Raw genomic sequence first — 21,920 nt, forward strand, 5'->3', positions numbered from 1 at the left:
GTTGCCACCCGCGCCGGGATCTGAGGCGCTTGCGTTTTCTTTGTGTCCGTTTTTGATTCTGAGGTTGCTCCATGCCCGCTCAAAAGTCCGCGAAGTCGCCCAAGTCTGCCTCAGGCACCGCCGCAAAGGCTGTCTCCAAAACCGCGGCAAAAGCGCCGGCCAAAGCGCCCCCCAAAAAGGCCGCTGCCGCCGCGCCCGCCCCGGTCGCCAAGAAAGTGAAAACTGTGCCCGTGAAAAGTACCGCCGAGCTGATCAAAGCTGCCGATGAGTTGCTGAAGAAGAAACCTGCCCGCGCCAAGGCCGTCGCCGCAGCCGCCGACGACGAAGAAGTGCCCAAGAAAAAGCCTGGCCGCCCCGCCAAGGCCGCTGGTGCTGCCGAAGCCAAGGCCCCCGCCAAGCGTGGCCGCAAGCCCAAGGCAGCCGCCGGTGGCGATGAGAGCGTGGACGATACCGACCTGTCGGACATCGAGGCCGATCTCGAAGGCGAGATCGAAGAGACCCCCGAGGCAGCCGCCACGGTCGAGAAGGTCAAGCCCCTGCGCATGAAGATCAGCAAGGCCAAGGAACGCGCCTTGATGAAGGAATTTGGCCTGGACGAAACCGTCCTGTCCGAAGAGGACATGCAAAAGCGCCGCCAGCGCCTGAAGGCCCTGATCAAGCTGGGCAAGACCCGCGGCTACCTCACGCACGTTGAAATCAACGACCACTTGCCCGACAAGCTGGTCGATGCCGAAACCCTCGAAGCCGTCATCACCACCCTGAACGACCTGGGCGTGGCGGTGTACGAGCAGACGCCCGATGCCGAAGCGCTGATCATCACGGACAACGCTCCCGCAGGTGCCACCGAGGAAGAGGCCGAAGAAGCCGCCGAAGCCGCGCTGTCCACCGTGGACTCGGAATTCGGCCGTACCACCGACCCCGTGCGCATGTACATGCGCGAAATGGGCACCGTGGAGCTGCTGACCCGCGAAGGCGAAATCGAAATCGCCAAGCGCATCGAAGGCGGCCTGATGGCCATGATGGAGGCGATCAGCGCATCGCCCGCCACCATCGCCGAGATCCTCAACATGGGCGAGGAAATCCGCGAAGGCAAGGTCGTCATCTCGACCATCGTGGACGGCTTCTCCAACCCCAACGAGGCCGACGACTATGTGGCCGAAGAGGACTTCGACGAGTTCGACGAGGCCGATGACGACGACGGCAAGGGCGGCTCCAAGGCGCTGACCAAGAAGCTGGAAGAACTCAAGAAGCAGGCACTGGAGCGCTTCGACAAGCTGCGCGAGCTGTTCGAAAAAGTGCACAAGGTCTACGACAAGGAAGGCTACGGCACGCCCGCCTATGTCAAAGCACAAGCCGCTTTGTCGGCCGAGCTGATGACCATCCGCTTCACCGCCAAGACCATCGAGAAGCTGTGCGACATGGTGCGCGGCCAGGTGGACGACGTGCGCAAGAAGGAACGCGAGCTGCGCCGCATCATCGTGGACAAGTGCGGCATGCCCCAGGAGACCTTCATCAAGGACTTCCCGCCCAACCTGCTGAACCTGCAATGGGTCGAGAAGCAGGCCACCGCCGGCAAGCCCTGGTCGGCCGTGATCGCGCGCAACATCCCGCCCATCCAGGACCTGCAGCAAAAGCTGATCGACCTGCAGTCGCGCGTGGTCGTGCCGTTGGCCGAGCTCAAAGGCATCAACAAGCGCATGAACGAAGGTGAAGCCACCTCGCGCGATGCCAAGAAGGAAATGATCGAGGCCAACCTGCGCCTCGTGATCTCGATCGCCAAGAAGTACACCAACCGTGGCCTCCAATTCCTCGACTTGATCCAGGAAGGCAACATCGGCCTGATGAAGGCGGTGGACAAGTTCGAATACCGCCGGGGCTACAAGTTCTCGACGTACGCCACCTGGTGGATTCGCCAGGCCATCACCCGCTCGATCGCCGACCAGGCGCGCACCATCCGTATCCCGGTGCACATGATCGAGACGATCAACAAGATGAACCGCATCAGCCGCCAGCACTTGCAAGAGTTTGGTTTCGAGCCCGATGCGTCCATCCTGGCGGCCAAGATGGAGATCCCCGAGGACAAGATCCGCAAGATCATGAAGATCGCCAAGGAGCCGATCTCCATGGAAACGCCGATCGGCGACGACGACGACAGCCACCTGGGCGATTTCATCGAGGACGGTGCCAACACCGCGCCTATCGAAGCCGCCATGCAGGCCGGCCTGCGCGACGTGGTCAAGGACATCCTGGACGGCCTCACGCCGCGCGAAGCCAAGGTGCTGCGCATGCGCTTCGGTATCGAGATGACCAGCGACCACACGCTGGAAGAAGTGGGCAAGCAGTTCGACGTGACCCGCGAGCGCATTCGCCAAATAGAAGCCAAGGCGCTGCGCAAGCTCAAGCACCCCAGCCGCTCTGACAAGCTGCGCAGCTTCATCGACTCGCTGTAAGCCTCGCGACCCAGCCTTTACTGGCTCCAACGCCCTGCCCCGCACCTGCGGCGCAGGGCGTTTTTCATGGTGCGCTGATCGGCGCACCGCTCTGCACGGGGCCATAAACCCCGCGTTTACCCTGATGCCAGCGACAGCAGACTGACAGCTTGGCTGGCGACCATTGCGCGCAGCCCAGGTGGTGCGCAGGTCCCTTCCCTGTGCATGCCGCCACAGGCTGACTGCGTTGCTTCGGCGTGGCAACGCGCAAGCAACCCAGTCAGGGCGCTCCCGCAGCGGCCTGAGATCTGGTTCCCGACGCCCTTCCTGCCTTCCCTCTTGTCAAAGGACTTTCCATGTCTGCAGCCATCGACCGCCGCCGTGCCCTTGCCCAATCCGTTGCGACCGCCCTGGCCTGGACTGCGCTCGGCCCCTCCGCCTGGGCGCAAAGCGCTGCGACAGCAGCCCGTCCTGCCCCTGCAGCCGCCAAGCCTGCCAAGCTGGCGGGCACCGTGCGCATCGTGATCCCTGCCAATGCCGGTGGCGGCTGGGACCAGACAGGCCGAGCCCTAGGAGCAGCCATGGTCGCAGCCGGCGCTGCGGACCAGGTGGAATACGAAAACATCGGTGGCAAGGGCGGCACCATCGGCCTGGCCAAATACGCCGAAAAGTACAGCAACGACCCCAACACGCTGCTGATGGGTGGCATGGTGATGGTGGGCGCAGTTGCGCTGCAAAAGCCTGCAGTGGACATGACACAGATCCAGCCCCTGGCGCGGCTCACCAGCGACTATCTGGTGGCGGCCGTGGCGGCCAACTCGCCCATCAAGACCACCAAGGACCTCGCCGATGCGCTGCGTGCCGACCTCAAGGCCGTGCCGATTGCCGGCGGTTCGGCCGGTGGTGTGGACCACATCTACGCAGGCGTGCTGGCCCGCGCCGCCAAGGCCAACCCGGAGGGGCTGGTCTACAAACCCTTCCCTGGCGGTGCCGAGGTGGTCGAGGCCGTGCTGTCGGGCAACGCAGCCCTGGGTTTGTCGGGCTACAGCGAGTTCAACGATACCATTGCCAGCGGCAAGCTGCGCGCCGTGGGCGTGTCGTCGCGCCGCAGCGTCTTTGGCCTGCCGTCGTTCCGCGAACAAGGGCTGGATGCCGTGATGGCGAACTGGCGCGGTGTGTTCACCGGCAAGGGCGTGTCCGCCGCACGCACGGCGGAGATGCTGGCCGCCGTTGAGGCCGCCACCCGCCACGAATCCTGGCTGCGCACGCTCAAACAGAACCGGTGGGAACCCTCTTGGCTCACCGGCAAGGATTTGGCAGAGTTCATGGAACTGGACCTCACGACCGCCCGCGTGATGGTGTACCTGCTCAAGCTGAAGGCCTGAGAAGGTCTGAACACCCCCGCCGCAAGCGCCTCTGAGCACCAGCCGACCGGCCTGCTGCAGAACCTTTGGAGCCTCTGATGAAAATGTCCAACTACTCCATCGGCGCACGCATGGCCACGGCCCTGGGCCTGGTGCTGGCCCTGCTGCTGGGGGCCGCGCTGTTCGGCATTGCGGCTCTGTACCAAACGCTGGGCACCTACGACACCACGGTGCAACAGCGCGTGGCACAGGAGCGCGCCGTGAGCCGCATGGAAAGCGAGTTCAAGACCCAGGTGCTGGAGTGGAAGAACACCCTGCTGCGGGGCGAGGACTCGCGCAAGCGCGAGCTGCACTGGAACGCCTTCCAGGCCAGTGAAAAGCGGGTAGCCGATGCCGCCAAGGCGCTGGAGCCCCAGCTGACCGACGCGCAGGAAAAGGCGGCGCTGCAAAAGTTCACCCAGGCCCACGCCCAGATGGCGCAGGGCTACCGCAAGGGCTTTGAGGTGTTCCAGTCGCTGGGCTTTGTGCCCTCGGCGGGCGATGCGGACGTGGCCGACATCGACCAGGGCCCCGCCAAGCTGCTCACCGAGCTGAGCCAGCAGGTGGCCGCCAGCAGTGCGGCCATCGCCCAGGAGGCTGCGCAGGACGCCCGGCGCGCACTGTTCAGCAGCCTGGTGGCACTTGCACTGGTCACGGCGCTGGGCGCCTGCGCGGGCTGGCTGCTCACCCGCTCGGTGGTGCGCCCCCTGGGGGTGGCGGTGTCGGTGGCGCACAAAGTGGCGGCGGGCGACCTGACCACCCGCATCGAGGTCGAGGGCAAGGATGAGCCCGCGCGCCTGCTGGAGGCCCTGCGCGCCATGCAGGACAACCTCGAAAACGTGGTCTCCGGCGTGCGCAGCAACGCCGAGGGCGTGGCCAGCGCCAGCGCTGAAATCGCTCAGGGCAACGCCGACCTGAGCCATCGCACCGAAGAACAGGCCTCGTCGCTGGACGAGACCACCTCGTCCATGCAGCAGCTGCAGTCCACCGTGCAGCAGAACGCCTCCAACGCCCAGCGCGCGAACGAGCTGGCGCGCAACGGCGCTACCGTGGCGCAGCGGGGTGGCGATGTGGTCACGCAGATGGTGGAGGTAGTGCAGGGCATCCAGGACAGCTCGCGCCGCATTGCCGACATCATTGGCGTCATCGACGGCATCGCATTCCAGACCAACATCCTCGCGCTCAATGCCGCCGTCGAGGCCGCGCGCGCCGGTGAACAAGGCCGGGGCTTTGCTGTGGTGGCCAGCGAGGTGCGCAACCTCGCCACCCGCAGCGCCAGCGCCGCGCGCGAGATCAAGCAGCTCATCCAGACCAGCGTGGAGCGCGTGCAGGCCGGCTCGGACCTGGCGCGCAATGCAGGCACCACCATGGCCGAGGTGGTGTCGTCCATCCAGGGTGTGAGCGCGCTGATGGAAGAGATCAGCCAGGCCAGCGCCGCGCAGACCAGCGACATGCTGCGCGTGACGCAGGCCATCGTGCGCATGGACGAGGCGACACAGCAGAACGCCGCCCTGGTCGAAGAAAGCGCCGCTGCCGCAGGCAGCCTGAGCGGGCAAGCGCAGCAACTGGTGGAGGCCGTGGAGGTGTTCCGCCTGCGCCACGCCCATCCCGCCCACCCCGCGCTCCCCGCGCCGCGCGCCTGACGGGGGTTGCCGCAAGGCAGTTGCGCATCACACCGCACCCGCGGTGGCACCGCAGCCCTGCGGGCACAGGGCCACGGCGGCCATGCAAATGCTATCAATACAATAGCTACTCAGGCATATTGCACTAGCGCAAGCGCCCGAAAACCCTCAAAACCTGCCTGCTGCTGCGCAAAAACACGCTGCAGGCAGTTCCTACGCTGCGTCAGTCGATCTTCACGTTCGCGTTCTTCACCACCTGCGCCATGCGCGCTGCTTCGCTGCGGAAGAAGGCGGCGGCCGGCTCGGGCGGCGTGAGCTTGATCTCGTAGCCCTGCGCGATCAGCGCATCACGGGCCTCGGGCATCTCCATGGCGGCCTTGAAGCCGTTGTACAGCCGCGCCAGCTCGGCCTTGGGCAGGCCCGCAGGCGCCACAGGGGCGATCCACCCGTCCAGCTCATAGCCCGGCAGGCCTTGTTCGGCAATGGTGGGCACGCCCGGCAGTGCCGCCACGCGGGTGGCCGTGGTCACCCCCAGGGCCCGCAAGGCGCCTGCCTTGATGTGCGCAGCCGCCGGTGCCACTGCCACCACCCCCAGCTGCACCTGCCCGCCCAGGATGTCGTTCATCAGCGGGCCCATGCCCCGGTAGGGGATGTGCTTGATGTCGAGCTTGGCCTGGTCCACGAACATGGCCGCACCCAGGTGCAGGATGGTGCCGTTGCCCGACGAGCCGTAGTTGAGCACGCCAGGTTTGGACTTGGCCAGCGCGATCAGCTCCTGCACCGTCTTGGCGGGCACCGCAGGGTGCGCGACCAGCACAAACGGCGTGGCGCCCAGGATGGTGATGGGGGTGATGTCGGCCAGCGAGTCGAACGGAATGTTCTTGTACACGCTGGGGTTGACCACGTGGTTGTTGGACACCACGCCGATCACCGAGCCGTCCTTGGGCGCACGCACGATCTGCGTGGTGCCGGTGATGCCGCCCGCGCCCGGAAGGTTCTCGATGACGATGGGCTGTCCCAGCGCCTTGGCCAGGCTGGTGCTGATGGCGCGGATGGCGCCGTCGGCCCCTGAGCCCGCCGACAGCGGCAGGATCACGCGCAGCGGCTTGCCGTCGCCCTGGGCATGCGCCATGCGGGGCAGGCCCCAGGCGGCGGCGCCCAGCGCGGCCGCGCCGGTGGCCAGCGCCTGGCGGCGCGTGAGCACGCCATGGCGGGCGGGCGCGATGCGGTGCATGTCAAAAGCAGGGGTGGGCTGGGGCACGGTTGTCTCCGATGGTGGGGTTGGAATCCGGGGCCTGCGGTCTGCGCCGCGTGGGTTGCCCCGGTCGTCAAGGAAAAATCAGGCAATGGCCCCGGTGGCCTGCAGCGCGGTCACTTCATCGGCCGTGTAGCCCAGGCCCTGCAGCAGCTCGGCCGTGTGCTGGCCCAGGCGCGGCGGGTCGCAGCGCACATCGAGCCGCTGGCCGTCCATGCGCAGCGGCATCAGCGTGATCTGCGCGGTCTGCCCGGCACGTTCGCCATCGGGCAGCGTGATGTCGGCGAGGCCCCCCGTGGCTTGCAGGTGCGGGTCGTCAAACAGTTCTTCGGGCCGGCGGATGGGTGCAAACGGCAGGCCGTGGCGTTCGAAGATCGCGGCCAGTTCGTCGGCCGTGTGCTGTGCCAGCCGCTCGCGCAGCACCGGCATCAGCGTGGGGCGGGCGCGCACGCGGTCGTTGTTGGTGGCCAGGCCGGTGTCGGCCTTCAGGTCGGCATAGCCCATGGCGTCGCAGAAGGTCTGCCACTGCGCATCGCTCACGGCGGCCAAAAAGATCTGCCCGCCGTCCTTCACGCTGAACACGTCGTACACGGCCCAGGACGAGATGCGGTCGGGCATGGGAGCCGCCGGTTTGCCGGTGACGGCGTACTGCATCATGTGCTGGCCGACCAGGAACACGTTGTTCTCGAACAGGGCCGAGTCCACCTCCTGCCCGCGCCCGGTGATGCCGCGCTGCATCAGCGCCGCCATCGCACCAATCGCGCCGAACATGCCGCCCATGATGTCGTTCACGCTGCTGCCCGCGCGCAGCGGGTCGCCAGGGCGTCCGGTCATGTAGGCCAGGCCGCCCATCATCTGCACCACCTCGTCCAGCGCCGTGCGGTGCTCGTACGGGCCGGGCAAGAAGCCGGTGTGGTTGACGTAGATGAGGCGCGGGTTGACCTGGCTCAGCGCGGCATAGTCCAGGCCATATTTCGTCATCACGCCGGGCTTGAAGTTTTGCGCCACCACGTCGGCCGATGCGGCCAGCTTGCGCGCCACCGCCAGGCCCTCGGGGCTGCGCAGGTCGAGCGCAATGCTCTTCTTGTTGCGGTTGAACATGGGGAAGAAGCCCGCGCCCGCGCCCAGCAGGTGGCGGGTGCGGTCGCCGTCCACCGGCTCGACCTTGATGACCTCGGCACCCAGGTCGGCCAGCACCATGCCGCAGGTGGGGCCCATGACCATATGGGTGAACTCCACCACGCGCAGGCCTTCCAGCGGCAGGCGGGGGGACGAGAGAGGGGCGGATGTGTCGTGCATGTTCAGAGCGTTCAGAAAGGGGTTCAGGCCGTTGCTGCTTCACGCAGCACGGCGGGTGCGGCATTCTGCGGCAGCCCGGCCTGCCAGAGGGTGCCATGCAGGGTCTCGCCCGCCAGCCATCCGGCCACGCGCTGGCGCAGCGCGAGCAGCGCAGTCACATCGATGCCGGTGGCGATGCCCATGCGCTCCAGCATGAACACCAGGTCTTCGGTGGTGACATTGCCGCTGGCGCCCGGCGCGTGCGGGCAGCCGCCGATGCCCGCCAGGCAGGCATCAAAGCGGGTGATGCCTGCCTGCCAGGCGGCATACACATTGGCCAGGCCCATGCCGCGCGTGTCGTGGAAGTGCGCGCAGGCCAGGCGGTCGCCCACAAGCGCACTTGCATTGCCAAACAGGCGGGCGACCGCAGCCGGGTCAGCATAGCCCACGGTGTCGGCCAGGCTCACGCGGTCAGCGCCCGCATCCAGCAGCGCCTGCATCAGGCGCAGCACTTCGCTCTCAGCCACCTCGCCCTGCAGGGTGCAGCCAAAGGCCGTGCCCACGCCGCCCTCGATCAGGGTGCGGCTGCCGCTCGCGTCGCGCAGTGATCGGATACGCGCGACCTCGGCCACCACCTCGTCGGGGGTCTTGCGCAGGTTGGCCAGGCTGTGGGCGTGGCTGGCAGACAGGGGCACGATCATCAGGTCGGCACCCTGCTCCAGCGCGCGCTCGGCGCCTTTGATGTTGGGCACCAGCACCGAGGCCACCAGGCCGGGCAACGTTTTGGCGTGGGCCAGCACCTCGGCCGTGTCGGCCAGCTGGGGCAGCAGCCGGGCGGGCACAAAGGAGCCCACCTCGATCTCGCGCTGGCCGGCGGCGTAGGCAGCGTTGATCCATTCGATCTTGTGCGCGGTGGACACCACCGTGGCGATGCTTTGCAGGCCGTCGCGCAGGCCGACTTCGCGGACGATGGCGCGGGCCACCGGGGGCTGCTGGTCGGATGGGATCGGTGAGGTGTGCACGGGAGGTCTCTTTCGGGTGGGTCTGGGCAAGATTCTAAAAATTCCCGAATGAATCAGAAAATACATCTCGGAAGCCGTAACATTCCCAAACGGAACATTACAACCATGGAGGTTTGCCATGCGCGACCTGGACTTGCAGACCCTGCGCCTCTTTGCCGCCGTGTGCGAGCAGCGCAGCATCGCGCGTGTGGCAGAGCAGGAGTCCATCGTGGGCTCGGCCATCAGCAAGCGGCTGGCGCAGCTGGAAGACACGGTGGGCACACCGCTGCTGCTGCGCAAGCGCCGGGGCGTGGTGCCAACGCCTGCCGGCGAGACCCTGCTGGAGCATGCCCGCACCATGCTGGCCAGCGTAGGGCAGATCGAGCGCGACATGGCGGCCTACGCCACCGGCACCCGGGGCCATGTGCGCATGCTGGTCACGGCCTCGGTCATGGCAGAGTCGCTGGCCGACGATGTGGCGGCCTTTCTGCAAGACCCGGCACACCGCAACATCCAGATCAGCCTGGAGGAACGCGTGAGCCCGGACGTGGTGCAAGGCGTGCGCGACGGCAGCGCCTCCATCGGCATCTGCTGGGACGCAGCCGACCTGTCGGGCCTGGAAACCAGCGCCTACCGCAGCGACCACCTGGCTGTGGTGGCACACGAGTCGCACCCCGTGGCCCAGCTGCAGAGCGTGCGGTTTGCCGACGTGCTGGAGCACGAATTCGTCAGCATGCCCGCGCTCAGTGCAGTGCAGGTGCTGCTGGCGCGCGCCGCTGCAGTGGAAGGGAAAATGCTGGCCCACCGCGTGCTGGTGTCCAACTTTGACGCCGCCCTGCGGGTGGTGCGCGCCAACCTCGCCATCAGCGTGGTGCCACGCGAAGTGGCCCAGCCTTTTGCCCAGCTGGCACCGGTGCGCATCGTCCCGCTGAGCGACCCCTGGGCCCAGCGGCGCTTTGCCATCTGCTACCGCAGCGCCCAGTGGCTGCCCCCCGCGGCCCAGTTGCTGGTCGCGCATCTGGCGGGGCTGGGGCGCAGCTGACAGGGGCCGAAAACCGTGGCCCTGTCGCAACAGTTTGATACGCAACATTGTATTTTTCGCCACTAGCGCATGTGTGCTGTGCGTTCTGAGCTACTAAACTTGTAGCAAAATGGGTTCCGCGCTATAGTCTCAGCGCATCAGCGGGCCCGGTTGACGGCCACCCGCACTGAATCCAGATCCAACACTTGCGCGAGGAGAAGCGTCCATGAGCTCCAAAGAAAATGCTTCCATCAACCAGCTTTTCGAGAAACTTGAATGCCGCTATGCGCTGCGCGTGCTGTGGGCCCTGAAGGACGGCCACCCCCAGACGTTCCGCCTGCTGCAGGACAGCGTGGGTGGCATCACCCCCAACACGCTCAACACCCGCATCAAAGAGCTGCGCGAAGCCGGTTTTGTGGACCATGGCAGCGACGGCTACACCGTCACCCCCTCGGGCGCTGACCTGCTCAAGCGCCTGTCGGACGTGCAGGCCTTTGCCACCCGCTGGGTCGCAGGCCGCGCCAAGAAGGCCTGAGCCCTCTCCCCTCCCCCTGCTCGCCCTGCCCCGCAGGGAAAAGCCCCGCCGGACCTCCGCGCGGGGCTTTCGTTAAAATAGGGATCAAAATAGCTTCAAGCGCAATCAAAACATGCGTCTAAAGCTATATTTTTAATAGCAAACAAGGAACTTCCATGGCACTGACCACCACTGCATCCGGCCTGCAATACGAAGACACCACCGTGGGCGAAGGCGCCGAAGCCACCAAGGGCCAGAACGTGTCGGTGCACTACACCGGCTGGCTGTACAACAACGGTGAGCAAGGTGCCAAGTTCGACTCCAGCCGCGACCGCAACGACCCTTTTGAATTTGCACTGGGCGCCGGCATGGTCATCAAGGGCTGGGACGAAGGCGTACAGGGCATGAAGATCGGCGGCCAGCGCACCCTGATCATCCCCGCCGCCCTGGGCTACGGTGCGCGTGGTGCGGGCGGCGTGATCCCCCCGAACGCCACGCTCAAGTTCGACGTGGAACTGCTGAAGGTGGGCCGCTGATCTCAGCCCCCTTCCTGTCTACATCGGCAAAACAAAAGCGGCCCTCGGGCCGCTTTTTTCATGCCCGCGCATCTTGCAAACGGGCTGTGGCGGTGGAGCCATCAGGCTCCTATCCGTCAAGACCAGTCCGGAACCCCGGGGCCTCAATCAAACAGCGCCTTGTCCAGCCGCTCGAACTTGGCATCACCCACCGCTTCCCGGATTTTGGGGGCCAGTGCCGCCAGGTCTTCAAAACTGCCTGCGCCCTCCACCGCGAGGTTCAAGCGAAACCCGCGCAAGCCCAGCGCCGCCGTCAGCTCCGTGGCGATGGGATATGCCGCCTGGTAGCGCTCCATGGGCGAACGCCCCGAGCCTTCGACGGGCGACGCCACCGTGCCCAGATCGGTGGCGGGAGCCTCTGCCAGCGTGGCGGAGGCAAGGGATGCACTGGCAGCAACGGAGCCCACGACTGCAGCAGCCATCTGCCCCCCGACCGGCGCCAACAGCCCCTGGGCGATCATGGCCTGCACATCGTCCTGCGTGATGCCCATGGCCGCCGTGGCCGCCAAAATCTCCCCCGTGGTGCGCTTGCCGTCAAAAAGAATGAAGGCCGAACGCTGGCGCGAGCTCAGGCTGCCGTGACGGTCCTTGAGTGCTTCCTGGCCTGCGGGGGTTTTGACGAGAACCATGAGTCTCCTAGTAGTGAGCAATGGTGCGGAACGCCGCAAGGCTATCACCTGCAAACCAGAATCCCATGTTTTGGCACCTCTGCAAATCGGGGTTTACACATAACCCCCGCGCGGCGCCAATCCCTCACATCTCCGAGCGAATGCGTGGCAGCGGCGGTGCAGGCCGGGTGATCCAGCTGACCACCAAGGTAACGAGCAGGCCACAGGGCACACCAAACACCCCGGCCGAAATGGGCTGGATGCCGAACCACAACCCATCGGCCAGCAGCCAGCGCGGCAGCGCCTGCATGGCGGGCACATGCGACAGCATGTAGTACACCGTGATGGCCAGCCCGCCCAGCATGCCCGCCACCGCGCCTTGCCGCGTGGTGCCCCGCCAGAAGATTCCCAGCACCATCACCGGCACAAACGCCGACGCCGCCAGCGAGAAAGACGCCGACACCATGGGCAGGATTTCGGATGGCTTGAGCGCCGCCACAAACGCAGCCGACAAGGCGACGGCGAGCAGCGTGAACTTGGTCAGGATCACCCGCTGCTCGGGCGACGCCTGGCGGCGCGTGTCCTGGAAATACAGGTCGCGCACGAGCGCATTGCTGATTGTGAGCAGCAAGCCGTCGGCCGTGGACAGCGCCGCTGCCAGGCCCCCTGCCGCCACCAGGCCGGACACCACGTACGGCAGCCCACCCAGTTCGGGCGTGGCCAACATGATGAGGTCGGCCCCTAGCCGGATCTCGCCAAACTGGATCAGGCCATCGCCATTCACGTCTTCCACCGACAGCAGCGAGCTGTCCACCCGCGACCACTGCGCCATCCAGGTGGGCAGGGCCTCAAAACTGCTGCCCACCAGGTTCTGCATGACCTCGAACTTCACCAGCACCGCCAGCGCGGGCGCACTGAGGTACAGCAGCGCAATGAAAAACAGCGACCAGCCCACCGACGCACGGGCCGCAGACACCGTGGGCGATGTGTAGTAGCGGGTCAGCAGGTGGGGCAGCCCGGCGGTGCCCACCATCAGGCAGAACATCAGCGCCAGAAAATTACGGCGCGTGAGCTCGTAGTCGCGTTGCTCCTCGGGGGTGCCGTGGGGGTCGCCGGCATAGGCCTGGCTGTGGGGCGGCAGCCCGCCCAAAGGACGCGCGCGCTCGTAGTTCTCGCGCATTTCGCGGGTCCAGCGCTCGCGGGCAGCTGCAGCATCGCGGGGCAGCGCCGCCAGCTCGCGGCTGGCGGAGACGATCAGGCCCACATCAGCGTTCTGCGCACGCAGGGCCCGGATGCGCTCACGGCCCTTTTCGCGTTCACGCTCCAGGGCCGCCTCCACATCCTGCAGGCGCGCTTCGAAGTCCTTGGCGCGCTGCAGGTAAGCCTGCACCACCTGGTGTTCGGCCGGGGAGTCGAGCAGCTGTGCCTCCAGGTCGGCAATCTTGCTGATCTGCGCGCCATACACCAGCGGCGCCAGCGGGTTGCCCAGCTGCTTGTACGCCAGCCACGACACCGGGATCATGAACGCCAGCAGCAGCACGACATACTGCGCCACCTGTGTCCAGGTGATGGCGCGCATACCGCCCAGAAACGAGCACAGCAGCACCCCCCCCAGGCCGAGCATGATCCCGATCTCGAACTGCACGCCCGTGAGGCGCGAAGCGATCAGCCCTACGCCGTAGATCTGCGCCACCACATAGGTGAACGAGCAGAGCACCGCCGCCAGCGCAGCAATCACACGCGGCCAGCGGCCACCAAAACGCACGTGGAAGAAATCGGGCACGGTGTACAGGCCCATGGCCCGCAGGTGCGGCGCAATCAGCATGGCGACTAGGCAGAAGCCACCTGTCCACCCCAGCAGATAAGCCAGGCCACCGGCCTGCCCGGGCGTGCCCGAAAAACCCTGCAGGTAAAGCGCGCCCGACAGGCTGATGAAGGACGCCGCACTCATCCAGTCGGCCGCCGTGGCCATGCCGTTGTACATGGGCGGAATGCGCCGCCCCGCCACGTAGTAGTCCTCGGGGTCTGTGGTGCGGCCGTACACGCCGATGCCGGCATACACCATGACGGTGAGGAACAGAAAAATCGGGCCGATCCAGTGGCGCGACAGCCCCTGGTGTTCAGCCCAGGTCATCAGTGCCAGAAAGCCCAGCACCCCCGCCACGTACAGCGCCAGAATACGGTGCAGCCGCCACAGATAGGCGCGGTCCGCCTCGGCGCTGCCTGGCTTGCGCTCAGCCATGGGCGCGGTCTTCTGCGGGAGGGGCGGAAAGCTCCAGCGCCTCGCGTTGCTGCTGGTCCTGCCGCTCAAAGTGGTTCATGGCCCAGCCGTAGGCGACCACGATGGCGATGAACACCAGCACAGCGCCCTGCGCCGCAATCCAGTAGCCCAGAGGCCAGCCCCCCACCACCAGTACCTGCAGGTCGCGGGCGAAGTAGGTGGCCCCAAAAGACACCAGGGCCCACAGCAGGAGCAAACCTGCTTTGAGCCACAGGTGGCGCACGTCGTGCAAGTCGGGGGGAAACGGCCCCGCCATCTCGGCGTCGGCGGGGCGGGTAGCGGGCTGCTGCAACGGCATCACTGGCGCGGCATCACGGACGCGATGGCGGGTGGTGCAGTTGGCACATGGCAGCCCGGTCGGTGCGTCAGCCTGCCAGTTGCTGCCAGGTGGCAATCACGCTGTCGGGGTTGAGCGAAATCGACGAGATGCCCTCCTTGGCCAGCCACTGCGCAAAGTCAGGGTGGTCGCTGGGGCCCTGACCGCAGATGCCGATGTACTTGCCCTGGGCCAGGCAGGCCTTGATGGCCTGGTGGATCAGTGCCTCGACAGCCGGGTCGCGTTCGTCAAAGTCCTGCGCCAGCAGCTCCAGACCCGAGTCGCGGTCCAGGCCCAGCGTGAGCTGGGTCAGGTCGTTGGAGCCGATGGAGAAGCCGTCGAAGAACTCCAGGAAGCGCTCTGCCAAGATGGCATTGCTCGGCACCTCGCACATCATGATGACCTTGAGGTCGTCCTTGCCACGCTGCAGGCCGTGCGATGCGAGCAGTTTTGTCACGCGCTCGGCCTGGCCCAGCGTGCGCACAAAGGGCACCATCACCTGCACGTTGGTCAGGCCCATGTCGTTGCGCACGCGCTTGAGCGCCTCGCACTCCATCGCAAAGGCTTCGCCGAAGTCTTCGCTGATGTAGCGGGCTGCGCCACGGAAGCCCAGCATGGGGTTTTCTTCCTCGGGCTCGTAGCGGCTGCCGCCGATCAGCTTGCGGTATTCGTTGGACTTGAAGTCCGACAGGCGCACGATGACGGGCTTGGGCCAGAAGGCGGCGGCGATGGTGGCCACGCCCTCGGCGACCTTGTCCACGTAGAACGCACGGGGCGATGCATGGCCACGGGCCACGGATTCCACGGCCTTCTTCAGGTCGGCATCGATCTGGGGGTAGTCCAGGATCGCCTTGGGGTGCACACCAATGTTGTTGTTGATGATGAACTCCAGGCGCGCCAGGCCCACACCCTCATTGGGCAATTGGGCAAAGTCGAAGGCCAACTGCGGGTTGCCCACGTTCATCATGATCTTGGTCTTGATGGGGGGCATGGCGCCGCGCTGCACTTCGGTGACTTCGGTTTCGAGCAGGCCGTCATAGATCTTGCCCGTGTCGCCCTCGGAGCAGCTCACCGTGACCAGCGTGCCATCCTTCAGACGCTCGGTGGCGTCGCCACAGCCCACGACGGCGGGAATGCCCAGCTCGCGCGCAATGATGGCGGCATGGCACGTGCGGCCACCCCGGTTGGTGACGATGGCGCTGGCACGCTTCATCACGGGCTCCCAGTTGGGGTCCGTCATGTCGGTGACCAGCACATCGCCCGGCTGGACCTTGTCCATCTCGGAAATGTTGTGCACCAGGCGCACGGGGCCGGTGCCAATCTTCTGGCCGATGGCGCGGCCCTCGGCCAGCACGGTGCCCTGGCCCTTGAGCTTGTAGCGCAGCTCGGCCTGGCCCTTGGCCTGGCTCTTCACGGTTTCAGGCCGTGCCTGCAGGATGTAGAGCTGGCCGTCGGTGCCGTCCTTGCCCCACTCGATGTCCATGGGGCGGCCGTAGTGCTGCTCGATCACCAGCGCGTAGCGGGCCAGTTGCTCCACGTCGGCGTCGGTCAGCGAGTAGCGGTTGCGCTGCTCGGTGGGCACATCAATGGTCTTGACCAGCTTGCCGCTGGCGGCCTTTTCCTCAGGCGTGGAGAACACCATCTGGATCAGCTTGCTGCCCAGGTTGCGGCGGATCAGCGCCTTCTTGCCTGCCTGGAGCATGGGCTTGTGCACGTAGAACTCGTCGGGGTTCACGGCGCCCTGCACCACCGTCTCGCCCAGGCCGTAGCTGCTGGTGATGAAGACAACGTCCTCAAAGCCGGATTCGGTGTCGATGGTGAACATCACGCCGGCGGCGCCCAGGTCGGAGCGCACCATGCGCTGCACACCGGCCGACAGGGCCACCACATCGTGCTCGAAGCCCTTGTGCACACGGTAGGAAATGGCGCGGTCGTTGTACAGCGACGCAAACACTTCCTTCATCTTGTGCATGACTTCGTCGATGCCCACCACGTTCAGGAAGGTTTCCTGCTGGCCGGCAAACGATGCGTCGGGCAAGTCCTCGGCCGTGGCGGACGAGCGCACGGCAAATGAGGCGGCGGGGTTGCCAGCACTCAGCTTGGCAAATTCGTCGGCGATGGCCTTTTGCAGGTCGGCCGGGAAGGGCTGGGCCTCAACCATGGCGCGAATCTCGGCACCGACCTGTGCGAGGGCGCGCACGTCCTCGGTATCCAGGCTTTTGAGCTTGGCGCTGATGCGGTCGGCCAGGCCGTCGTAGGCCAGGAACTCGCGGAACGCGTGGGCGGTGGTGGCAAAGCCCGTGGGCACACGCACACCCTGCGGCAGCTGGGAGATCATCTCGCCGAGGCTGGCGTTTTTACCGCCAACTGCCTCGACATCGGTCATTCTCAGGTTTTCAAACGGTACGACCAGGGCGGTCGGGCTGAAAAGTGCAGACATGGGAAAGCTCCAGAAGTTGAAACTGGGTCTGCGTGCCGGGCCCTGGATGGCTCCTGGCAGGCGGCCATGCACGGCCTGAGGCTTTGTCGTTGTGGTTGTGGGCCGACGCGGTGCATGGTGAGAATTGGATAATTGTGACAATTGTAGGCCCGCGCATCTGGCAACGGGCTGACGCTTTCACGCGACTGACGCAAAACGGGGAATTGCCACTTCTTTGTGGTGTCCACCCGGCTGGCGCAAGCCGCATCCAAAAAAGGGGCTCCATGCACTCGCGCACCGTATTTTTTGTCTCTGACGGCACCGGCATCACCGCCGAAACCTTCGGCAACGCCATCCTGGCCCAGTTCGAGATGAAGCCGCGCCATGTGCGCCTGCCCTTCATCGACACCGTGGACAAGGCGCACCAGGCGGTGCGGCAGATCAACCACACCGCAGAGGTCGAGGGCAAAAAGCCCATCGTTTTCACCACGCTGGTCAACATGGATGTTCTCAAGGTCATCCAGGAGGGCTGCAAGGGCATGCTGCTGGACATGTTCGGCACCTTTGTGCACCCGCTGGAGGAAGAGCTGGGCATCAAGTCGCACCACCGCGTGGGGCGCTTCAGCGACGTGAGCCGCAGCAAGGAGTACACGGACCGCATTGAAGCCATCAACTTCAGCCTGGCCCATGACGACGGCCAGAGCAACCGCGACCTGGCGGGGGCCGACGTGATCCTGGTCGGCGTGAGCCGCAGCGGCAAAACCCCTACCAGCCTGTACCTGGCCATGCAATGTGGCCTGAAAGCCGCCAACTACCCCCTGATCCCCGAGGATTTCGAGCGCCGCCAGCTGCCCCCGGCCCTGGTGCCGTTTCGCAGCAAGATCTTTGGCCTGACCATCAGCCCCGACCGCCTGGCCGAGATCCGCGCCGAGCGTCGCCCCAACTCCAAATACGCCAGCATCGAAAACTGCCGCGCCGAAGTGGCCGAGGCCGAAGCCATGATGCGCCGCGCGGGCATCCGGTGGCTGTCCACCACCACCAAATCGATTGAAGAGATTGCGACGACCATCCTGCAGGAGGTGCGGCCGGAGCGGCTGGTGTATTGAACAGCGTAGGGTGACAACGCTGCCACCAACCGACAACCACCAACCCCTCGGAGGGGCGATCAGAATGTTGAATAAAAACCCGGCCTACCGCTTCACTTACAAGAAAAGCAAGCTACAGATAACATAGCAATTTCTAAGGGAGCCAACGGCGCAACCTGGCGTGCGCCGCTGGCTCGCCCCACAGATCACGGTAACCCACCGCCAACGGTACCGTCGCCCCCAAACAGCTCAAACACCATCCCGCGCAGCCACTGATTGACGGGTTCGCGGTGCACCTTGGCGTGCCAAAACACGCTGATGGGAGCGTCAGGCAGTTTGACGGGGTGCGTGCGCAGCACCAGGCCAAAGGGCTCGACCAGCTTGAGCGCCAGCCGCTCGGGCACCGTCGCCACCAGCGCCGTGCTTTGGAGGATGTGGCCCACGCTCACAAAGTGCGGCACGCTCAGCCGCACCAGGCGGTCGATGCCGGCCTTCTGGATCAATTCATCCACCTTGCCGTGCCCCGTGCCCGCCGACACGATCACCAGGTGCTCCGCCGCCTTGTAGTCCGACAGCAGCAGCTTGGGCCGGTCCAGCGCATGGCCCTTGCGGAACAGGCAAACATAACGCTGGCGGAACAAGCGCCGCTGGAAGAACCCGGCTTTCAGCTGCGGCAGCAGGCCGATGGCCAGGTCCACCTTGCCAGCCTCCATGTCTTCGCGCAGATGGGCGGCGTTGTTGCGCACGGTGTTCAGCGTGACGCCCGGCGCCTCCCGCCCCAGGCGCTCCAGCAGCGCGGGCAGGAAGACGATCTCGCCAATGTCCGTCATGCCGATGGTGATGGTGCGCTTGAGCGTTGCGGGCGTGAACTGTGTGCGCTGGTTCAGCCCGCTGTGGATCATGCCCAGCGCATACCCCACGGACTCGCCCAGTTGTTCGGCAAAAGGCGTGGGCACCATGCCGCCCGAGGTGCGCAGGAAAAGCTCGTCGCCAAAAATGCGCCGCAGCTTGGCCAGCGCGTTGCTGACCGCAGGCTGCGTCAGCCCCAGGTTGTCGGCCACCTTGGACACGCGCCGTTCGACCATGAGTTGCTGAAACAGCACCAGCAGGTTCAGGTCGATATCCGATAGCTCCATCGCCACTCCATCAGCTTGGGTGATATGAAGTGGCGATGGTATTGCAGCCAGTGATTCGCTGGCGCTTTCGTGGGCACAATGGGCTGGATGAAATCGAACGCAGCCCGCCATGGACATCCTCGTTCAGCCGCTTAACCGCGTGATCCGCGCCGAGCCCGGCGTGAACCTGCTCGACGCCCTGCGCGCGGCGCAGGTTCCGATGTCGTATTCGTGCCTTTCTGGCCGCTGCGGCATTTGCCGTTGCCGGGTGCTGTCGGGTGAGGTGCTCGATGGCGGGCGCGAGCAGCAGCACCCGCTGGACGGCGTGGACGGTGCCGTGCTGGCCTGCCAGACCTATGTGACCGAGCCCTGCACCATCGAAGTACCCGCCCCCGGCGAAGCCGTGGTGCACCGTGCGCGCGTGGCCAAGGCCACCGTGGTGGCCATCGAGCCACTGGCGGCAGACATCCGGCGCCTGCAGCTCAAGGTGGCAAAACCGATTGCGTTTTCACCAGGCCAGTACGTGCAGCTGGGGTTCACGCCGACGCATGTGCGCCCCTACTCCATGGCAAACCTGCCGGGCGAACCGCTGCTGGAGTTTCATGTGCAACTCATGCCCCAGGGCCGGGTCAGCGGCTACATCGCCGGGCAGCTCAAGGTGGGGGACAAGGTCAAGGTCAGTGGGCCGCTGGGCGCAGCGTATTTGCGCCAGCAGCACACGGGGCCCATGCTGTGCGTGGCCGGGGGCACCGGGCTGGCGTCAGTGCTGTCGGTGGTGCGCGGCGCGGTGGCTGCGGGCATGCGCAACCCCATTCACCTGTACTTCGGCCTGCGCTCGCCGCGCGAGCTGTATGGCCTGGCATGGCTGGAGCATCTGCGCAGCGTGCACCCGGCCCTGCAGGTGCATGTGGTGGTGGCCTCGGGCGCCGACTCTGCCACACAGCGGCGCGGGCTGGTGACCCAGGCCATCGAGCAGGACCACGCCAGCCTGCAAGGCTGGCAGGCGTATCTGTGCGGATCGCCGCCGATGGTGGAGACCACCACACTGCTGGCGCTGGGCAAAGGCCTGGAGGCGGCCCACCTCCACGCCGAGGCTTTTTACATGCAGGGCGACTGATTCCGTCTCCAAATCATCCGTGTCGTTGTTGCTTCGCCTTGCCGTGCAACAGCACTGTCTGCGGCTTCGCGCCTAGACACGAATGATTTGGAAACGGAATGAGGTTCTTGGAGTCGTCAGAATCCACTTGAACCGCTCACTCAGCGCGGTCGAAGCGCCGCGAGGGGCTTCGACAGGCTCAACGCGCATCCGGCTGCGCGCTGGGCGCCGCCTTGCGGAACGCTTCCAGTTGCCCGCAGGCAGCGTCCACTGCCTGGACTAGCGGCCAGCGTGACAAGTCCACCTTGAAGCGGCGCGCGCTCTCCACCTGCGGAACCAGGTACACATCGGCCAGCGTGGGGGTGCTGCCAAAGCAGAAATCACCGCGCTGCGGGTCCTTCGACAACAGCGCCTCGATGGCATCAAAGCCCGCGCTGATCCAGGTGCCGCACCAGTCGTTCACCGCCGCCTCGTCGGCACCAAAGCGGTGGCGCAGCGCCTCCAGAATGCGGCGGTTGTTGATGGGGTGGATGTCGCAGCCCACGATGGCAGCCAGAGCGCGCACCTGGGCGCGATCGCCTGCATCGCCGGGCAGCAGCGGTGGGGTGGGATAGCGCTCTTAAAGCCACTCGATGATGGCGGGCGACTGGATCATCAGGCGCTCATCGGCCTCCAGCACGGGCACGAACTGCTGCGGGTTGATGGCCTTGAAGGCATCTCCCAGATGCTCCTCACGCCGCAAGTCGACCGCAATCTGCTCGTAGGCCAGCCCCTTGAGATTGAGCGCAATGCGCAAGCGGTGGGATGTTCCGCTGCGGAAGAAGGAATAGAGCTTCATGGTCAGTCTCTGTGTCAGTCCCTGTGTCAGTCCAGGGCAGTCTTGGCGCGCTTGACGACTTCACCAAACGTGTGCGAATCGCGTTCGATGGCCTTGGTGAGTTCGGCGGGCGGGCCAATGTAGGGCTCAAACCCGAAGGTCGCCAGGCGCTCCTTGACCTCTGAAGTGGCCAGCACCTTGCCCACGTCGGCATTGATCTTCTCGATGGCGGCCTTCGGCGTGCCAGCAGGCGCGAACAGGCCCACCCAGGTCTTCACTTCAAACCCGGCCGGGCCGCCCGCTTCGCCCATGGTCGGAATGTCGGTGAAGCCCGCCAGACGCTGGGGTGCGGCCAGCGCCAGAAATTTCACCTTCTTGGCCTGGAACATCGGCCCGGCCGTCGCCGCCGTGCCAAACGCCCACTTGATGTCGCCTGTGGCCACAGAGGTGTAGACGCTGCCCATGTCCTTGTACGGCACATGCATCATCTTTGTGCCCGTTGCTGCCTCCAGACTTGCCGCGCCCACATGGGCCACGCTGCCGATGCCCCAGGAACCGTAGGTGATGTCGCCCGGCGCCGCCTTGGCCGCCTTGATCAAATCGCCCACATCCTTCCAGGGCGAGTTGGCCGCCACCACCACAAAGAAGTTCGTGAAATACACCGGAGCGACGGGCTCGAAATCTTTGATCGGGTCATAGGGCAGTTGCTTGAACACATGCGGCTGCAGGGCCATGTGCGTGTTGTCTACCTGCAGCAGCGTGTAGCCGTCTGGCGTTGCGCGCTTGGCATCGCCGATGGCGATGAAACCGTTGGCCCCTGGTTTGTTGTCGATGACAAGTTGCTGCCCCCAGTTGCGCGACAGGCGCTCGCTGAGGATGCGCATCACCGCATCGGGGCCGCTGCCGGGCGAATACGGCGCGACGGAGCGAACGGGTTTGGCGGGGAAGGTCTGCGCCACGGCGTCGGGCACGCTCGCGGCGGCAACAAGGGCCAGCGCGCAGAGCGCCAGGGCAGGTCTCAAAATCTGTGAACGAATGGCGGTCAGCATGGGGGGGTGTCTCCTTGGTTTTATGAAAGCCGAATC

General features: G+C 65.7%; 17 protein-coding genes and 1 pseudogene. 8 read left to right on the forward strand and 10 right to left on the reverse strand.

The genetic code is table 11. The features are described 5' to 3' along the window. Positions 1 to 71: 71 nt before the first annotated feature. From rpoD to ATF69_RS02220, 3 genes are all read left to right on the forward strand, one after another. Complete coding sequence (gene rpoD, locus ATF69_RS02210) at positions 72 to 2,450, forward strand: RNA polymerase sigma factor RpoD (RefSeq protein WP_146869779.1); 2,379 nt, start codon at positions 72 to 74, stop codon at positions 2,448 to 2,450. 335 nt (positions 2,451 to 2,785) lie between these two features. Next, positions 2,786 to 3,814 carry a Bug family tripartite tricarboxylate transporter substrate binding protein gene (locus ATF69_RS02215; RefSeq protein WP_146869780.1) on the forward strand — a complete coding sequence of 343 codons (1,029 nt, stop codon included), beginning with the start codon at positions 2,786 to 2,788 and terminating at the stop codon, positions 3,812 to 3,814. 77 nt (positions 3,815 to 3,891) lie between these two features. Beyond that, positions 3,892 to 5,475: a methyl-accepting chemotaxis protein gene (locus ATF69_RS02220; protein WP_146869781.1), complete on the forward strand. Its 1,584-nt coding sequence runs from the start codon at positions 3,892 to 3,894 to the stop codon at positions 5,473 to 5,475. Positions 5,476 to 5,677: 202 nt separating this feature from the next. On the opposite strand, the gene ATF69_RS02225 is transcribed toward ATF69_RS02220, so the two are convergent. The 3 genes from ATF69_RS02225 to ATF69_RS02235 form a co-directional block, all read right to left on the reverse strand. Continuing rightward, complete coding sequence (locus ATF69_RS02225; protein WP_146869794.1) at positions 5,678 to 6,688, reverse strand: tripartite tricarboxylate transporter substrate binding protein; 1,011 nt, start codon at positions 6,686 to 6,688, stop codon at positions 5,678 to 5,680. A 105-nt stretch (positions 6,689 to 6,793) separates the two neighbouring features. After that, a complete protein-coding gene (locus tag ATF69_RS02230) occupies positions 6,794 to 8,008 on the reverse strand; it encodes a CaiB/BaiF CoA transferase family protein (RefSeq protein WP_056743319.1) in 1,215 nt (404 codons plus the stop codon). A 23-nt stretch (positions 8,009 to 8,031) separates the two neighbouring features. Then, complete coding sequence (locus ATF69_RS02235) at positions 8,032 to 9,009, reverse strand: hydroxymethylglutaryl-CoA lyase (RefSeq protein WP_208758686.1); 978 nt, start codon at positions 9,007 to 9,009, stop codon at positions 8,032 to 8,034. Positions 9,010 to 9,127: 118 nt separating this feature from the next. Between ATF69_RS02235 and ATF69_RS02240 the strand changes: the two genes are divergently transcribed. The 3 genes from ATF69_RS02240 (at position 9,128) to ATF69_RS02250 (ending at position 11,059) form a co-directional block, all read left to right on the forward strand. After that, positions 9,128 to 10,030, forward strand: coding sequence for a LysR family transcriptional regulator (locus ATF69_RS02240; protein ID WP_099729820.1), 903 nt, complete (start codon positions 9,128 to 9,130; stop codon positions 10,028 to 10,030). 205 nt (positions 10,031 to 10,235) lie between these two features. Next, complete coding sequence (locus ATF69_RS02245; RefSeq protein ID WP_015013381.1) at positions 10,236 to 10,544, forward strand: winged helix-turn-helix transcriptional regulator; 309 nt, start codon at positions 10,236 to 10,238, stop codon at positions 10,542 to 10,544. Between the two features lie 155 nt (positions 10,545 to 10,699). Next, positions 10,700 to 11,059, forward strand: a complete 360-nt coding sequence (locus tag ATF69_RS02250; protein WP_056061897.1) for an FKBP-type peptidyl-prolyl cis-trans isomerase — start codon at positions 10,700 to 10,702, stop codon at positions 11,057 to 11,059. A gap of 143 nt (positions 11,060 to 11,202) precedes the next feature. Here ATF69_RS02250 and ATF69_RS02255 read toward each other — a convergent pair whose 3' ends face one another. The 4 genes from ATF69_RS02255 to ppsA form a co-directional block, all read right to left on the reverse strand. Further along, positions 11,203 to 11,727, reverse strand: a complete 525-nt coding sequence (locus tag ATF69_RS02255) for a hypothetical protein (RefSeq protein WP_099729819.1) — start codon at positions 11,725 to 11,727, stop codon at positions 11,203 to 11,205. A gap of 124 nt (positions 11,728 to 11,851) precedes the next feature. After that, positions 11,852 to 13,948: a VC_2705 family sodium/solute symporter gene (locus tag ATF69_RS02260; RefSeq protein WP_146869782.1), complete on the reverse strand. Its 2,097-nt coding sequence runs from the start codon at positions 13,946 to 13,948 to the stop codon at positions 11,852 to 11,854. After that, on the reverse strand, positions 13,941 to 14,285 hold the full coding sequence (locus ATF69_RS02265) for a DUF4212 domain-containing protein (RefSeq protein WP_056061890.1): 345 nt from the start codon (positions 14,283 to 14,285) through the stop codon (positions 13,941 to 13,943). The genes ATF69_RS02260 and ATF69_RS02265 overlap by 8 nt, the downstream gene beginning before the upstream one ends. A gap of 67 nt (positions 14,286 to 14,352) precedes the next feature. Further along, positions 14,353 to 16,743, reverse strand: coding sequence for a phosphoenolpyruvate synthase (gene ppsA, locus ATF69_RS02270; protein WP_056061886.1), 2,391 nt, complete (start codon positions 16,741 to 16,743; stop codon positions 14,353 to 14,355). A 263-nt stretch (positions 16,744 to 17,006) separates the two neighbouring features. On the opposite strand from ppsA, the gene ppsR reads away from it, so the two are divergent. Then, entirely contained in the window at positions 17,007 to 17,828 is an 822-nt protein-coding gene (ppsR, locus tag ATF69_RS02275) for a posphoenolpyruvate synthetase regulatory kinase/phosphorylase PpsR (RefSeq protein WP_056061884.1), read from the forward strand. Positions 17,829 to 18,013: 185 nt separating this feature from the next. Here the strand turns inward: ppsR and ATF69_RS02280 are convergent, their stop codons facing one another. Further along, the gene (locus tag ATF69_RS02280; RefSeq protein ID WP_056061881.1) at positions 18,014 to 18,943 is read right to left on the reverse strand and encodes a LysR family transcriptional regulator; all 930 of its coding nucleotides are present in this window, start codon (positions 18,941 to 18,943) and stop codon (positions 18,014 to 18,016) included. 109 nt (positions 18,944 to 19,052) lie between these two features. Between ATF69_RS02280 and ATF69_RS02285 the strand changes: the two genes are divergently transcribed. Continuing rightward, complete coding sequence (locus tag ATF69_RS02285; protein ID WP_146869783.1) at positions 19,053 to 20,039, forward strand: 2Fe-2S iron-sulfur cluster-binding protein; 987 nt, start codon at positions 19,053 to 19,055, stop codon at positions 20,037 to 20,039. 178 nt (positions 20,040 to 20,217) lie between these two features. On the opposite strand, the pseudogene maiA reads toward ATF69_RS02285, so the two are convergent. Further along, positions 20,218 to 20,856 (reverse strand): annotated as a pseudogene (gene maiA / locus ATF69_RS02290) (maleylacetoacetate isomerase). Between the two features lie 26 nt (positions 20,857 to 20,882). Then, entirely contained in the window at positions 20,883 to 21,884 is a 1,002-nt protein-coding gene (locus ATF69_RS02295) for a Bug family tripartite tricarboxylate transporter substrate binding protein (protein WP_146869784.1), read from the reverse strand. Positions 21,885 to 21,920: the final 36 nt, after the last annotated feature.

Origin of the sequence: Acidovorax delafieldii (assembly GCF_007993815.1) — a bacterium.
GTDB classification, from domain to species: domain Bacteria; phylum Pseudomonadota; class Gammaproteobacteria; order Burkholderiales; family Burkholderiaceae_C; genus Acidovorax; species Acidovorax delafieldii.